The following is a 13,690-nucleotide window of genomic DNA, read 5'->3' as shown; positions in this document are numbered from 1 at the left end:
ACCACCGACAGAAACGGGCGTCGATGCGGAAGGCTCGTCCGCATGAGCGAGCCGCAGCAGTCGGGGACGAACACCGCCGTGACCTACGAACGCACCGGCGCGGCCGACGTGCTGCACGTGGTGGCGCGACCGCTGACCGCCCCCGGTCCGGGCGAGGTCCGGGTGCGCATGCACCGCGCCGGCGTGAACCCGACCGACTGGAAGTCGCGCCAGGGACAGGCGGACGACACGCCGGTCGACCCGCCGCAGGTACCCGGCCAGGACGGCGCCGGCGTCGTCGACGCGGTCGGCGAGGGCGTGGAGGCAGCGCTGGTCGGGGTCCGGGTGTGGGTATGGGAGGCCGCCTACGCGCGCGCCGAGGGCACCGCGCAGCAGTACGCGACCGTCCCGGCACGCCAGGTGGTCGCGTTGCCCGACTCGGCCTCGTTCGACCTCGGCGCCGCGCTCGGCATCCCGTTCCTGACCGCGCACCGCTGCCTGACGGTGAACGAGGACGGCCCGCGCCGGCTCGGCCCCGGCACGCTGCAGGACCGCGTCGTGCTCGTCGCCGGTGGCGCCGGCGCGGTCGGCAACGCCGCCATCCAGCTGGCCCGGTGGTCGGACGCCACCGTCGTCGCCACCGTCAGCGGCCCGGCGAAGGCACAGCTGGCGGCCGCGGCGGGCGCCGACCACGTCGTCGACTACCGGCGGCAGGACGTCGCCGCCGAACTGCACCGCATCAGCGCCCGCGGCGCCGACACGATCGTCGAGGTGGCACCGGCACAGAACGCCGGGCTCGACGCCGCGGTGCTCGCGCCGAACGGCGCGGTCGCGATGTACGCGAACAACGGTGGCGACGAGTTCACCCTGCCCGTCCGCGCCCTGATGGGCCCGAACGCGCGCTGGCAGTTCGTGCTCGTCTACACCGTCCCGGCCGCGGCCAAGGCGGCCGCGGTCGACGACGTCACCTCTGCCGTCCGTCACGGCGCCGTCCGCGTCGGCGAGGAGGCGGGCATGCCGTTGCACCACTTCGCGCTCGAGCGCGCCGCCGACGCGCATCGCGCGGTGGAGGACGGCACGACCGGCAAGGTGCTGATCGACATCACCGACTGAGGGCGGTGCGGGCACGCGCCCTGCGACCGGCGATGCTGGTGGCCGTCCGCCACACGAGGGGAACCGATGACCGCCGTCGACACCACCGAGCTGCGCGCGCGTTTCGCCCGCCGCCTGTCGGACCTCTACGGACGCGAGGTTCCCGCGTACCGGCAGCTCGTCGAGGTCTCGCACGAGGTGAACGAGCGGGTGGCGGCACGCGACCCGGACGGCGCGCAGCGGCTCGGATCCCTCGACCGCGTGACCGCCGAGCGGCACGGCGCGATCCGCGTCGGCACCCCTCGGGAGCTCGCGCAGGTCGCCCGCATCTTCGCCGCGCTCGGCATGCACCCGGCCGGCTTCTACGACCTGCGCGACGCCCGGCCACGTCCGGTGCCGGTCGTCTCGACCGCGTTCCGTCCGCTCGAGCGCGATGCCCTGGCCCGCAACCCGTTCCGGGTGTTCACCTCGATGCTCGTGCCGCAGGACCGGCGGTTCTTCGACCCCGACCTCGAGGCGCGGTTGTCACGGTTCCTCGACGCGCGGCAGCTGTTCCCCGACGAGCTGCTGCTGCTCGCCGACCGGGCGGTCGCCGACGGCGGCCTGGGTGACGGCGACGCCGGCCGGTTCCTCGACCTCGCCGCCGCGAGCTTCGCGCTCTCCCCCGACCCCGTCGACCGGTCCTGGTACGAGGAACTCGAGCGTGTCTCGAGCGTCGCGGCCGACATCGGCGGCGTGACCAGCACGCACATCAACCACCTCACGCCCCGCGTGCTGGACATCGACGACCTGTACGCGTCGATGACCGCCCGCGGCGTCGAGATGATCGACGCCATCCAGGGCCCACCGCGCTGGGACGGTCCGCCCGTGCTGCTGCGCCAGACCTCGTTCCGCGCGCTGGCCGAGCCGCGGCTGTTCCGCAACAGCGACGGGGCGATCGTCAAGGGTTCCCTGCGGGTCCGCTTCGGCGAGGTCGAGGCTCGCGGCATCGCATTGACCGACCGCGGACGCGACCGCTACGACCAGCTCACGGCGGCCGTCGACGAGCGGCTGCGCGACGACCCGGCGTCGTCCCGCGCCGACGTCGCCGCGGACGTGTGGCGCGAGGGCTTCCCCCGCACCGAGGCCGCGTTGGCGCGTACCGATCTGGCGTTCTTCACCTACGAGGTGGCCGGCCGCCGACGCGACGGGCAACCGCCGGAGCGGCTGTCGGACCTGCTCGACGGTGGCTGGCTCGCCGCGAGGCCGATCGTCTACGAGGACTTCCTGCCCCGGTCCGCCGCGGGCATCTTCGCCTCGAACCTCACCGGGCACGGCGAGGCGGACGCCGACCACGCCGGCGAGGTCCTCGACGCCGACCGGTTGTCCGCGGCGATCGGGCGCCCGGTCGCCGACCCTGCCGAGCTGTATGCGCGCGAACGCGCAATGTCCCTGGAGTCAGTGGCGCGCACGCTCGGCCCGATCGAGGACGACCTCTCACCGGACCCGCGATGACCTCAGGCACTCCGCCGTCGTCCGCGTCGGTCGTCGTGATCGGCGGTGGCGTGATGGGGGTCAGCGTCGCCTACCACCTGGCCGCCGCCGGCGTCCGCGACGTGCTGCTCGTCGACCGTGACCAGCTCGGCTCCGGCTCGACGTGCAAGGCGGCGGGTGGCGTGCGCGCCCAGTTCTCCGATCCGGTGAACATCGCCCTCGGCGCCCGCAGCCTCGAGACGTTCGCCGACTTCGAGGCCCGCTTCGGTCAGCCGATCGACCTGCACCAGGTGGGGTACCTGTTCCTGCTGTCGACGCCCGACGACGTGGCCGCCTTCGAACGCAACGTCGCACTACAGAACGACCTCGGAGTGGCGACCCGCATGATCACGCCGGCCGAGGCGCAGGCGCTGTCGCCCATGGTGTCGACCGAGGGACTGCTCGCCGCGGCGTTCGGCCCGCAGGACGGTCACTGCACCCCCGAGTCGGTCGTGCTCGGGTACGCCACCGCGGCCCGCCGCTTGGGCGCGCGGCTGGTCCCGCACTGCGCGGCGACCGGTATCGACGTGGTCGACGGCGCGGTACGCGCGGTGCACACCACCGGGGGCACCGTCCGCACCGACGCGGTGGTCTGCGTCGCAGGGGCGTGGTCGGCCGAGGTCGGACGATGGGCGGGTGTCGACCTGCCCGTCACCCCGCTGCGCCGGCAGGTGCTCGTCACCGAGCCGGTACCCGGCCTCGACCCGCGAACGCCGTTCACCATCGACTTCGCGACGAGCTACTACTTCCACGGTGAGGGTCGTGGCCTGCTGCTCGGCATGTCCGACCCGGACGAGACGCCGGGTTTCGACCTGAGCCGCTCGGAGGCCTGGCTGCCGCGGCTGGGCGCCGCCATCGAGCACCGCAGCCCGCGCATCGCCGAGGTGGGCATCCACAGCGGCTGGGCCGGGCTGTACGAGATGACCCCCGACCACAACGCCGTCATCGGCCGCAGTCCCGTCGTCGACGGCTTCCTGTACGCGACCGGCTTCTCCGGGCACGGGTTCCTGATGGGTCCGGCCGTCGGCGAGGTCGTGCGCGACCTCTACCTCGGCGAGCAGCCGTTCGTCGACGTGTCGGGCCTGGCCGTCGAGCGGTTCGCCGGTGCCCGGACCCGCCCGGAGCTCAACATCGTCTGACCCGGTGGCGGACTACGTTGCGTCCATGACCGGACATTCCGACACCACCGAGGTCGCGATCGTGGGCGGCGGGCCCGCGGGGCTGATGCTGGCGCACCTGCTGCACGTGGCCGGGATCGAGTCGGTGGTCGTCGACAACCGCACCCGGCACGAGATCGAGACGACCGTCCGCGCCGGCATCCTCGAGGACGACTCGGTGCGCCTGCTCGTCGAGTCCGGCGCGTCAGACCGGGTGCTGCACGAAGGTCACCCGCACGACGGCATCTCGCTGCGGTTCGGCGGCGAGCACCACCGCATCGACTTCCGCGAACTGGTCGGTGCGTCGGCCTGGCTGTACCCGCAGACCGACGTGTTCGTCGACCTGGCCGACGCCCGCGCCCGCGACGGCGGGGACGTCCGCTTCGGCGTCACCGACTGCCGCGTGCTCGACCCGACGGACGACCGTCCCGGCATCGCGTTCACCGACGCGTCCGGGGTCGCGCACGAGATCCGGGCACGCGTCGTCGTCGGTGCGGACGGGTCGCGCAGCATGTGCCGCGCGCAGATCCCGGAGCAGCAACGGACGCAGTTCACCCGCGAGTACCCGTTCGCGTGGTTCGGCATCCTGTGCGACGCCCCGCCCAGCGCCCCCGAGCTCGTCTACACGAACTCCGAACGCGGCTTCGCGCTCGTCAGCCAGCGCACCGACACCGTGCAGCGGATGTACTTCGAGTGCGACCCGGACGAGGACGTCGACGCGTGGGACGACGACCGCATCTGGTCCGAGCTGCAGGCGCGCGTCGCCGGGCCGGACGGGTTCACGCTGCGCGAGGGCCCGATCACCGACCGCTCCGTGCTGCGCTTCCGCAGCTTCGTGTGCGAGCCGATGCGCTACGGCAACCTGCTGCTCGCCGGCGACGCCGCGCACACCGTGCCGCCGACCGGCGCGAAGGGACTCAACCTCGCGCTGGCGGACGTCCGGGTGCTGGCCGAGGTGCTCGAGCGGACGCTGCGCCGGGGCGACGCCGACGCCCTCGACGAGTACGGCCCCCGCGCGCAGGAGCGGGTGTGGCGGGTGCAGCACTTCTCGTACTGGATGACGACGATGCTGCACCGCCTCCCGGGCGGGTCGGCGTTCGACCACCGCCGGCAGGTCGGCGAGCTGGCGTCCGTCGTGGCGTCCCGGGCCGGCTCAACCTACCTGGCCGAGGCGTACACCGGGTGGCCGTCGGCGCCCGGGATGACCGCGAAACGTCGGTAGCCGGCCCTACTCTGCCGCCATGGCTATCACCGTGCGTCCCGCCGACACGTTCGACGACGTCGCCGCCCTCGTCGGGCCGAAGCGTCCGGACGCGAACGTGTGCTGGTGCCTCAGCCACCGCGTCGACGCGAAGACCAACAAGGCGCTGGTCGGGCCGGCCCGCGGCGAGTACGTCCGTGAGCTGACCCGGCAACCGGTCGCACCCGGCGTCCTGGCCTACGACGGCGACGTGCCCGTCGGCTGGGCCGCGATCGCGCCGCGGGCCGGGACGCTGTACGCCCGCTCGCGCACCATCCCCCACCCCGACGACCTGCCGGTCTGGTCGCTGTGGTGCATCCGGGTGCGTCCGGGCCATCGCGGCAAGGGCATCTCGCACCACCTGATCGAGGGCGCCGTCGCGTTCGCTCGCGATCACGGCGCGCCCGCCGTCGAGGCGTACCCGGCCGACAACGGCGGCGAGAAGGTCGACCTCACGATGGCCTACGTCGGGCTGCGGTCGGTGTTCGAGGCGGCAGGATTCACCGTCGCGTCCACCACCACCGCGCACGCTGCCGGATTCCCCCGCGTTCTCATGCGACGCTTGCTGTGACACCCTGTCGACGCGGGCGTTCGTGACCAAAACGGCAAGATCGCTGACAATCGGGACCTCAGTCCCACCGTGCCGGGCGGGCCGCGCGGTGAGATGAGCACCAGGATGCACCGGGGGTGGTGGCCATGACGCGCGCGCGGACGCTGCTCGCTGCAGCCCTCACCGTGCTGCTCGCCGTGCTGCTCGCCGTCACCCTGCTGCCCGGCGCCCCGGCCGGCGCCGACCCCGCACCCCCGCCCGCCGCCCCGCCCGCCGCCCCGCCCGCCGCGTCGGACCCGGACGAACCCTCCCCCGCCCCGGGCGTCGTCATCCTGCACACCGACACCAGCGCCGACGCCCGCTCGACCCGGCTGCGAGCCGATCTCGAGGCGCTCGGCGCCGAGGTGCGGCACACCTTCGCCGGCCAGCAGGCGGTGTCGGTGCAGCTGCCGGCCGACGGCAGCGTCGACGCGGGCCGGCTCGACGCGTTGCCCGGCGTCAGCGGTGTCGAGCACCCTGTCCGCCGGACGTATGCGGGCGCGCCCGCGGTGCCGAACGACCCTTCCTACAGCCGCCAGCGTGGCTACCTCGAGGCGGTCGGCGCCCCTGCCGCGTGGCGGCGGGGCCACGGCTCACGAGGCGTCCGCATCGCCGTGCTCGACAGCGGCGTCGACGTCAAGCACCCCGACCTCGCCCGCAAGATCGTGGGCAGCCACAACGCCGACAACGGCTCGACCGACGTCAGAGACCATGTCGGCCACGGCACCTTCGTCGCGGGCGTCGCCGCCGCGAGCACGAACAACGCCGTCGGCGTGGCCGGCGCCGGGTGGAACACGTCGCTGCTCGCGGTGAAGATCGCCGACCGCTTCGACGACATCACGATCGACGACGAGGTGGCCGGCATCCGCTGGGCCGCCGACCACGGCGCCGACGTCATCAACCTCAGCATCAGCGGCACCCTGCCCAGCACGGCCGAACGCAAGGCGATCGAGTACGCGCAGGGCAAGGGCGTGCTCGTCGTCGCCGCCGCCGGCAACGACGGTGACACCACGCGCCAGTACCCGGCGGCGTACCCCGGCGTGGTCGCGGTCGGTGCCACCGACAGCGCGCGGCGCACCCGCGCCGGGTTCTCCAGCCACGGTTCGTGGGTCACGCTCGCGGCCCCCGGCGTCGGCATCGTGTCGACCACGCCGATGGCCGGCTCGAACTACTTCCCGCCCGGCAACGGCGTCGGTAGCGGCGACGGCACCTCCTTCGCCAGCCCGCTCGTGTCCGGCGCGGCCGCGCTGGTGCTGGCGCGCAACCCCGCGCTCACGCCCGGCCAGGTGCGCGCCGCGCTGGTCGCGTCCGCGCGCGGGTACGCCGGCCAGGGCCTCGGCCGCGGGCAGGTCGATCTCGACCTCGCGCTGCGCCACACGATCCCCCCGACCAGGCCGGCCCGGGTCACGGCGGCGGGAACCTCCGGCCGCATCGCGCTCACCGCCACGAGCACGGCCCCCCGGGTCGCCTTCCGCGTCGACGGCCTGACCGTCGCCACGGCCGCCGTCTCGGGCGGACGGGCCGACGCCGGGTGGAGCTCCTACGGCTTCGCGAACGGACGGCACCAGGTCGTCGCCGTCGACTGCACCGAGTTCGGCGAGTGCAACAGCGGCACGGCCTCGACCTCCGTCAGCCTCGCCAACGCCGCTCCCGACCTGCGGACGCCCTCCGCGGGCGCCACCGTCAGCGGCCAGTTCGTGGCCACGGGCCGGGGCCCGGGCGGGGGCGCCCGCCTGCTCGTCGACGGCCGCGAGGTCGGGTTCGACGCGAGCGCTCCCTACTCGTTCGCCGTCAACGCCAGCCGGTACGACGACCGCGTGCACGACCTCGCGCTGCAGACCTGCTCCTCGGGACACAAGCGCTGCGACGGCCCGGTGTCGGCGACACACCGCGTGCGGTTCGACTCGCTGCACCCCGTCGTCGCCGGCCTGAGCCGCACCCGCATCAGTCCGAACGGCGACCGCTCCGGCGACACCGCCGTGCTGACGTTCACGCTGGCCGAGAGCCAGACGGTCACCGTGCAGACCCGCGACGCGCGCGGTGTCGTCGTCCACCGGTCGCCACTGGGCGTGCTGCGCGCCGGACGCCACACCTACGTCTGGCGCGGTCTCGGGTCCGGCACGGCACGACTGCGCGACGGTGCCTACCGCCTCGTCGTGGTCACCTCCCGCGGCACCGGTTCGTCGTACCGGCAGGGACAGACCGAACGGTCGGTCGCCGTCGACACCGTCGCCCCGCGGCTGGCGGCGTCCCGCGGCGCGGGGGCCCGGCTGTTCCCCGTCCGGGACGGCTACCTCGACACGTTCCGGCCCAGCGTCGCCGTGCCCGACGGGGGCGCGCTGACCCTCACGGTGCGCTCGCCGGCCGGGCGGACGGTGCGCGTGCTCACGACCGGCACCCGCTCCGGTACCCGGGCCGCACTGACCTGGGCGGGGCGCACCGCTGCCGGCCGCATCGTCCCCGCCGGCGCCTACAGCTGGTACTTCACCGCGTGGGACGCCGCCGGCAACCACCGGCGCTCGGGGACGCACCGCGTGTTCGTGTCCGGCAAACGGCTGCGGCAGCGGGCGGCCGACCTCGCCCGGCCGGGCGCGTCCGCGCACGACGTCGGCGGCACCGCCCGGTGCGCGGGGCGCGCTCGCACGGCGCTCGGCGGGTCCGCCGTCCGCCTGGTCAACACCTGTCGTCCGGCGACCAACGACGTCGCGTTCGCACGCTTCACGTTCCGGCTGCCCGTCGCCCACGCCTACAAGCGACTCGGGTTCGCCGTGCTCGGACGCACTGTCAGGGCGTCCGACATCAACGCGACGTTCCGCCGGCCCGACGGCGGCGTCGAACTCCCGGCCTACGTCCGCGTCTCCCCCGGGCGGCTGGCCTGGCGCTCCGTGGCCGGCGTGTACGCCGCCGGGCACGTGTCCGGCCGCAGCGTCACCGTGTCGCTGCTGCTCGGCAGCGGCGGCGCCCCGGCCAACGACATCGACGTGCGCTCGGTGCGGTTGCGGGTCGTCTACACCTATCTCGGCTGAGGTGACCGGTGGGTAGGTTCGGGCGGTGGCAACCTCCTCGGATCGTGAGTACGACGTCGTCCTGCTCGGCGGCACCGGTTTCGCCGGGCGGCTGACGGCCGAGCACCTCGCGCGGCACGCGCCGCCGACGCTGCGCTGGGCCCTCGCCGGACGCAACCGCGAGAAGCTCGAGAACGTCCGCGCCGCACTCGCGGCGATCGACCCGCGTCACGCGGGCCTGCCGCTCGTCGGTGCCGACGTCACCGACCGGGCGTCGTTGCAGGCCCTCGCCGCCTCGACACGGGTCGTCGCGTCGACCGTCGGTCCGTACGTGCTGTACGGCTACCCGCTGGTCGCCGCGTGCGCGGCCGCCGGCACCGACTACCTCGACCTCACCGGCGAACCGGAGTTCGTCGACACCTGCTACGTGCGCTACCACGCCGAGGCCGAGCGCACCGGCGCGCGGCTGGTGCACGCCGCCGGGTTCGACTCGATCCCGCACGACCTCGGCGTGTTCCACGCCGTCGGCCTGCTGCCACCGGACGTCCCGGTCGAGGTGTCCGGGTACGTGCGCGCCAACGCCCGTTTCTCCGGCGGCACCTTCGCGTCGGCGCTGACCGCCATGTCACGTCCGAAGCAGAACGTCACCGCCGCCCGTGACCGCCGCAAGGTCGAGCCGCGCGACGACACCCGCCGCGCGCGGGCCGTCAGCGGACGCCCGCACCGCGACCCGGTGCAGGGCGGCTGGGCGCTGCCGCTGCCCACCATCGACCCGCAGATCGTCGCCCGCTCGGCACGGGCGCTCGAGCGCTACGGGCCGCGGTTCACCTACTCGCACTACGCGTCGCTGCCGCACCTGTGGACCGCCGCCGGAGCGGTCCTCGGGGTCGGCGCCGTCGCCGGCCTGGCGCAGCTACCGCCGGCGCGCAAGGCGCTGCAGAAGCGGCTGGCTCCCGGCGACGGCCCGTCCGAGGAACTGCGCTCGCGCAGCTGGTTCACGGTCACCTTCGTCGGCACCGGCGGTGGCAAGCGGGTCGTCACGCGCGTGTCCGGAGGCGACCCCGGCTACGACGAGACCGCGGTCATGCTCGCGGAGTCGGCGCTGTGCCTCGCCCTCGACGACCTGCCCGCCACCGCCGGGCAGGTCACCACCGCCACGGCCATGGGCGACGCGCTGATCACCCGCCTGCGGGCGGCCGGCCTGAGCTTCGAGGTGCTCGAGCAGGGCTGAACCGGCCCGAGCCGGCCGCCGCGTCAGCGGTGGTCGTCGTGTCCGTGGCCGAGGTCGCCGAGCTCGCTGTCGTCCGGCGGCACCGGGAACGCCTGGGTGGGCGGCGGCTCCGCGGCGCGCTGCTCGGCAGGCGGCTCGCCGGCCCGGTCGCCCGGGTCGGCCGAGCCGGCCGGGTCGGCCGGGTCGGCCGGGTCGGCCGGGTCGGCCGGGTCGGCCGGGTCGGCCGCGCGATCACCGTGCTGCGCCTCGGTGTCCGTGGGCATGTCGGGAGCGGTGTCCGGACGGTCGTGCCCGGAGGGATGCCAGGTGCCCTGCTCGCCGAGGACGATCGGGGCCTCGCCGTCGTGGTCGACGCGCGGCTGCGGCCCGGTGGCCGGGCCGCCGTCGTCGCGGCCCGAGTCGGCGGTACCGCCGGACATGGTCGCCGGCCCGAACCCGGAGGCGGGGTCGTCCGGGCGGGCCGGCTCGGCCGGCGCCGCGCCGGTGGCGTTGCCACGGGGCTCGTCGTTGCGGGGCTCGTCGTTGCGGGGCTCGTCGTTGCGGGGCTCGTCGTGATCGGCGCCCACCACGGGCATGGCCGCGGTCGGCTCGTCACGCGGCGCGTCGGCGCGGGACTGCTCGTCGGCGCGGGACGGCTCCTCGTGGTGGTCACCCGCCGCTGCCGCGGGCAGCGCCGTGGTGGCCTGGTCGGCCGAGGCGCTGCGCGCCGACTCGGGTTCGGCGCCTTCCCGGTCGTGACGCTCGCCGTCCGTCCGCTCGCCGTCCGTCCGCTCGCCGTCCGTCCGCTCGCCGTCCGTCCGCTCGCCGTCGCGCTTCGAGAGCGCGACGGCACCCGCACCGGCGGCGGCACCCGCGGCAGCTCCACCGGCGACGGCCGGGAAGGCGGTGGTGCGCTGGTCGGCCTCGGGTCCGGACACCGGCGCGTCGTCACGGCGCTCGTCGCGCTTGGTGAACGACGGCCCCCCGGCGACCCCGGACGTGGCCGTCGACCCGTAGTAGGGCTCCGGCGCCGTCGGCGGGGCGTAGGGGTCGGCCGCCGGCTGCGCGGGCACGGCGAGCGGCAGCCCGGGACGCCGGCTGGCCACCGCGACGAGCGCGGCGACCAGGGCGACCAGCAGGCCGGCCGCCAGCGCGGCGAAGACGGCGACGCCGCTGGTCAGCAGCAGCACGCTGGCCGCCCGTCCGCCGGGAAGCGACTCGACCGAGTACCGGCTGGGCACCACGGCGCGCTGCACCATGCCCGCCAGCACCGTCGCGACGATCGTCGAGGCCCACACCGCGACGAACGCGCGCCAGAACGTGATCGGGCCCCGCACCAGCACGAGGGTGATCAGGAACGAGAACACGAACAGCGCGCCGAGAGCGACGTAGCCCACGACGTCGAGGTCGGTCAGCCCGTTGGGCCGGGAGACCCGCCACGAGAACGTCAACGGCACGCGGGCGAGCGACCCCAGGATGTTCGGCTGGTCGATGCCGTCGCGCAGCAGCTTGTCGGTGACCCACTGGTTGCCGACGGCGGCGACGATGACGAGCTGCGCGACCAACGCCATGAGCGCGATGAGACCCGGACGTCCGCGCGGCGGGCCCAGCACCGGCGGCGGGCCGGGCGGCGGACCCTCCCGGTCGTGCCGCGCCACCTGCGGCGGCGGCGCGCCCCAGCCCGGCTCGTCCGCACGGTCGGTCCGGCCGCCGTAGGGCGAGTCGTAGTCGGCCTGTCCGTACCGGGTGGTGGCGCCGCCACCCGCCGGGTACGAGTCGGTGTCGGGCCCGGTGTCGCCACCCTCGTTGCGTCGTCGCATGTGCTCCGACGCTAGGGGCTGCGCGCCGTTTCGGACGGCTGCCGCGCCGCCGCTCGTAGACTCGCCGTCATGGCCGAGGACACCCGCGACGACGCCAGCGCTGACGCCGGCACCGACATCACCCCCGAGACGGACGGCACCACGGACGACGCTCCGGGAACGACCAGCCACGACATCCCGATGGCGCAGCACCTGCGCGAGGCGATCGCGAGCGACTGGGACCCGGCTCCTCCCATGCCGCACCCGGCGGCGGCGTCCGGGGTGGCGCCGTACACCGCCGCCCGCCGCGACGCGCTGTCGCGGCACTTTCCCGGCACAGTGATCGCCGTGCCCGCGGGCACGCTCGTGGTGCGCGCCAACGACACCGACTACCCGTTCCGCGCCGACAGCTCGTTCGCGTGGCTGACCGGCGAGACGGCTGCCGACGCCGTCCTCGTGATGACGCCGCAGGGCGACCGGCACGCGGCCACGCTCTACGTCGCCGAGTACGCCCAGCCCGGCGAGGTCGGGTACTTCACCGACCGGGTGCACGGCGCCGTGTGGGTCGGCAACGTCCCGAGCGTCACGGACACCGAGGACGTCCTGCGCATCACCACCCGTCCGCGCGCGGCGCTGGCCGACGACCTCGCCGCGCACCGCGGCACACCGTGCGTCACGCTGCGCGGCATCGACGCTGCGCTCGACGCCCTGCTTCCCGGCGCGGCCGACGACACCCTCGGCCGCGTGCTGGACGAGCTGCGCATGCGCAAGGACGAGTGGGAGATCGCCCGGCTGCGCCACGCGTGCGAGGCGACCGCGCGCGGCTTCGCCGACGTCGCCCGTGAGCTGCCGAACGTCGTCGGACGCGAGGACCTGCGCGGCGAGCGCTGGCTGGAGGGGACGTTCTGGCGGCGCGCCCGGCTCGAGGGCAACGAGGTCGGCTACACCTCGATCCTCGGCAGCGGACGCAACGCGACCACGCTGCACTGGTGGCGCAACCACGGTGTCGTGCAGCCGGGCGGGCTGCTGCTGGCCGACATGGGCGTCGAGACCGACGAGCTCTACACCGCCGACGTCACCCGCACGATGCCCGTCGACGGCACGTGGTCGCCGGAGCAGCTGAAGGTCTACCGCGCCGTGTACGAGGCGCAGCAGGCCGGCATCGCCGAGGTCAAGGCAGGCGCCGACTTCCTCGCCGCGCACCGCGCCGCGATGTACGTGATCGCCGACCACCTGCACGCGTGGGGCATCCTGCCGGTCACCGCCGAGGTGTCCTGTGCCGACGACCCGGAGCGGCCGGGTGCCGGACTGCACCGTCGCTACACGCTGCACGGCACGTCGCACATGCTCGGCATCGACGTGCACGACTGCGCCCGGGCGCGCGACGAGGTCTACCGCAACGGCCCGCTCGAGGCCGGGCACGTGCTCACCGTCGAGCCCGGCCTCTACTTCCAGGCCAACGACCGCTCGGTGCCCGCGGAGCTGCGCGGCATCGGCGTCCGCATCGAGGACGACGTCGCCGTCACCGACGGCGCGCCGGTGAACCTGTCCGACCAGCTGCCGCGTGACCCGGACGAGATCACCGCGTGGCTCGCCGACGTGCAGCACACGCCCGCCGCTCCGTAGGCCCGTGGACGATCTCGTCCTGTCACCGCGGCGCGGCCTGCCGCGCGGCCTGGTGATCCCGGCGGCCGAGCTGGACGAACGGTTCAGCCGCTCGTCCGGGCCGGGCGGTCAGTCGGTGAACACGACCGACAGCCGGGTCGAGCTGCGCTGGGACGTCGCGGCGTCCACCGCGCTGACGGACGACCAACGCCGTCGCGCGCTCGACCGGCTCGCGTCCCGGCTGACGGACGGCGTGCTGGTGATCGTCGCGTCCGAGCAGCGTTCGCAGTACCTGAACCGGACGGCGGCCCGCGGCCGGCTGGCCGTCCTGCTCGGCGAGGCGTTCACGCCGCCCCCGCCGCCACGGCGTCCGACCCGGCCGTCCCGCGGCGCCCGCGAGCGCCGCCTCGGCGCCAAGCAACGCCGCGGCGACCTCAAGGCGACGCGCCGGCGTCCGTCCGACGACGCCTGACAACTGACCGCAAGGTCGATTCGCGCGTTC

General features: G+C 74.9%; 10 protein-coding genes. 9 read left to right on the top strand and 1 reads right to left on the bottom strand.

Features of this window, described 5'->3' with window-relative positions; translation table 11 throughout:
* Positions 1-42: 42 nt before the first annotated feature.
* The 7 genes from ACYVP9_RS01030 to ACYVP9_RS01000 all read left to right on the top strand — a co-directional run bounded on the left by ACYVP9_RS01030 (position 43) and on the right by ACYVP9_RS01000 (position 9,805).
* Positions 43-1,092 (top strand): NADPH:quinone reductase, encoded by a 1,050-nt coding sequence (locus tag ACYVP9_RS01030; RefSeq protein ID WP_460602827.1) that lies wholly within the window; start codon positions 43-45, stop codon positions 1,090-1,092.
* 66 nt (positions 1,093-1,158) lie between these two features.
* Entirely contained in the window at positions 1,159-2,565 is a 1,407-nt protein-coding gene (hglS, locus tag ACYVP9_RS01025) for a 2-oxoadipate dioxygenase/decarboxylase (RefSeq protein WP_460602826.1), read from the top strand.
* Positions 2,562-3,722 carry an NAD(P)/FAD-dependent oxidoreductase gene (locus tag ACYVP9_RS01020; protein WP_460602825.1) on the top strand — a complete coding sequence of 387 codons (1,161 nt, stop codon included), beginning with the start codon at positions 2,562-2,564 and terminating at the stop codon, positions 3,720-3,722. The genes hglS and ACYVP9_RS01020 overlap by 4 nt, the downstream gene beginning before the upstream one ends.
* Positions 3,723-3,747: 25 nt before the next feature.
* Positions 3,748-4,962, top strand: a complete 1,215-nt coding sequence (locus ACYVP9_RS01015; protein ID WP_460602824.1) for a 4-hydroxybenzoate 3-monooxygenase — start codon at positions 3,748-3,750, stop codon at positions 4,960-4,962.
* A 19-nt stretch (positions 4,963-4,981) separates the two neighbouring features.
* Positions 4,982-5,551, top strand: coding sequence for a GNAT family N-acetyltransferase (locus tag ACYVP9_RS01010; RefSeq protein ID WP_460602823.1), 570 nt, complete (start codon positions 4,982-4,984; stop codon positions 5,549-5,551).
* A gap of 125 nt (positions 5,552-5,676) precedes the next feature.
* Positions 5,677-8,595 (top strand): S8 family serine peptidase, encoded by a 2,919-nt coding sequence (locus tag ACYVP9_RS01005; RefSeq protein ID WP_460602822.1) that lies wholly within the window; start codon positions 5,677-5,679, stop codon positions 8,593-8,595.
* A gap of 25 nt (positions 8,596-8,620) precedes the next feature.
* Complete coding sequence (locus tag ACYVP9_RS01000) at positions 8,621-9,805, top strand: saccharopine dehydrogenase family protein (RefSeq protein WP_460602821.1); 1,185 nt, start codon at positions 8,621-8,623, stop codon at positions 9,803-9,805.
* Positions 9,806-9,828: 23 nt separating this feature from the next.
* On the opposite strand, the gene ACYVP9_RS00995 is transcribed toward ACYVP9_RS01000, so the two are convergent.
* Complete coding sequence (locus ACYVP9_RS00995; RefSeq protein WP_460602820.1) at positions 9,829-11,604, bottom strand: DUF2189 domain-containing protein; 1,776 nt, start codon at positions 11,602-11,604, stop codon at positions 9,829-9,831.
* A 69-nt stretch (positions 11,605-11,673) separates the two neighbouring features.
* On the opposite strand from ACYVP9_RS00995, the gene ACYVP9_RS00990 reads away from it, so the two are divergent.
* Together ACYVP9_RS00990 and arfB are read left to right on the top strand one after the other, a co-directional pair.
* Complete coding sequence (locus ACYVP9_RS00990) at positions 11,674-13,209, top strand: aminopeptidase P family protein (protein WP_460602819.1); 1,536 nt, start codon at positions 11,674-11,676, stop codon at positions 13,207-13,209.
* Positions 13,210-13,213: 4 nt separating this feature from the next.
* Positions 13,214-13,660, top strand: coding sequence for an aminoacyl-tRNA hydrolase (arfB, locus tag ACYVP9_RS00985; protein ID WP_460602818.1), 447 nt, complete (start codon positions 13,214-13,216; stop codon positions 13,658-13,660).
* The last annotated feature ends 30 nt before the right edge of the window (positions 13,661-13,690 follow it).

Source organism: Jatrophihabitans fulvus (genome assembly GCF_054781375.1).
The sequence above is the reverse complement of the archived record's forward strand: the minus strand, read 5'-3'. Positions and strand labels throughout refer to the sequence as shown.

What these genes read in the sequence shown, in the direction of transcription:
- ACYVP9_RS01030 (WP_460602827.1), top strand. Translation starts at nt 43, where the DNA reads ATGAGCGAGCCGCAGCAGTCGGGGACGAACACCGCCGTGACCTACGAA.
- hglS (WP_460602826.1), top strand. Translation starts at nt 1,159, where the DNA reads ATGACCGCCGTCGACACCACCGAGCTGCGCGCGCGTTTCGCCCGCCGC.
- ACYVP9_RS01020 (WP_460602825.1), top strand. Translation starts at nt 2,562, where the DNA reads ATGACCTCAGGCACTCCGCCGTCGTCCGCGTCGGTCGTCGTGATCGGC.
- ACYVP9_RS01015 (WP_460602824.1), top strand. Translation starts at nt 3,748, where the DNA reads ATGACCGGACATTCCGACACCACCGAGGTCGCGATCGTGGGCGGCGGG.
- ACYVP9_RS01010 (WP_460602823.1), top strand. Translation starts at nt 4,982, where the DNA reads ATGGCTATCACCGTGCGTCCCGCCGACACGTTCGACGACGTCGCCGCC.
- ACYVP9_RS01005 (WP_460602822.1), top strand. Translation starts at nt 5,677, where the DNA reads ATGACGCGCGCGCGGACGCTGCTCGCTGCAGCCCTCACCGTGCTGCTC.
- ACYVP9_RS00995 (WP_460602820.1), bottom strand. Translation starts at nt 11,604, where the DNA reads ATGCGACGACGCAACGAGGGTGGCGACACCGGGCCCGACACCGACTCG.
- ACYVP9_RS00990 (WP_460602819.1), top strand. Translation starts at nt 11,674, where the DNA reads ATGGCCGAGGACACCCGCGACGACGCCAGCGCTGACGCCGGCACCGAC.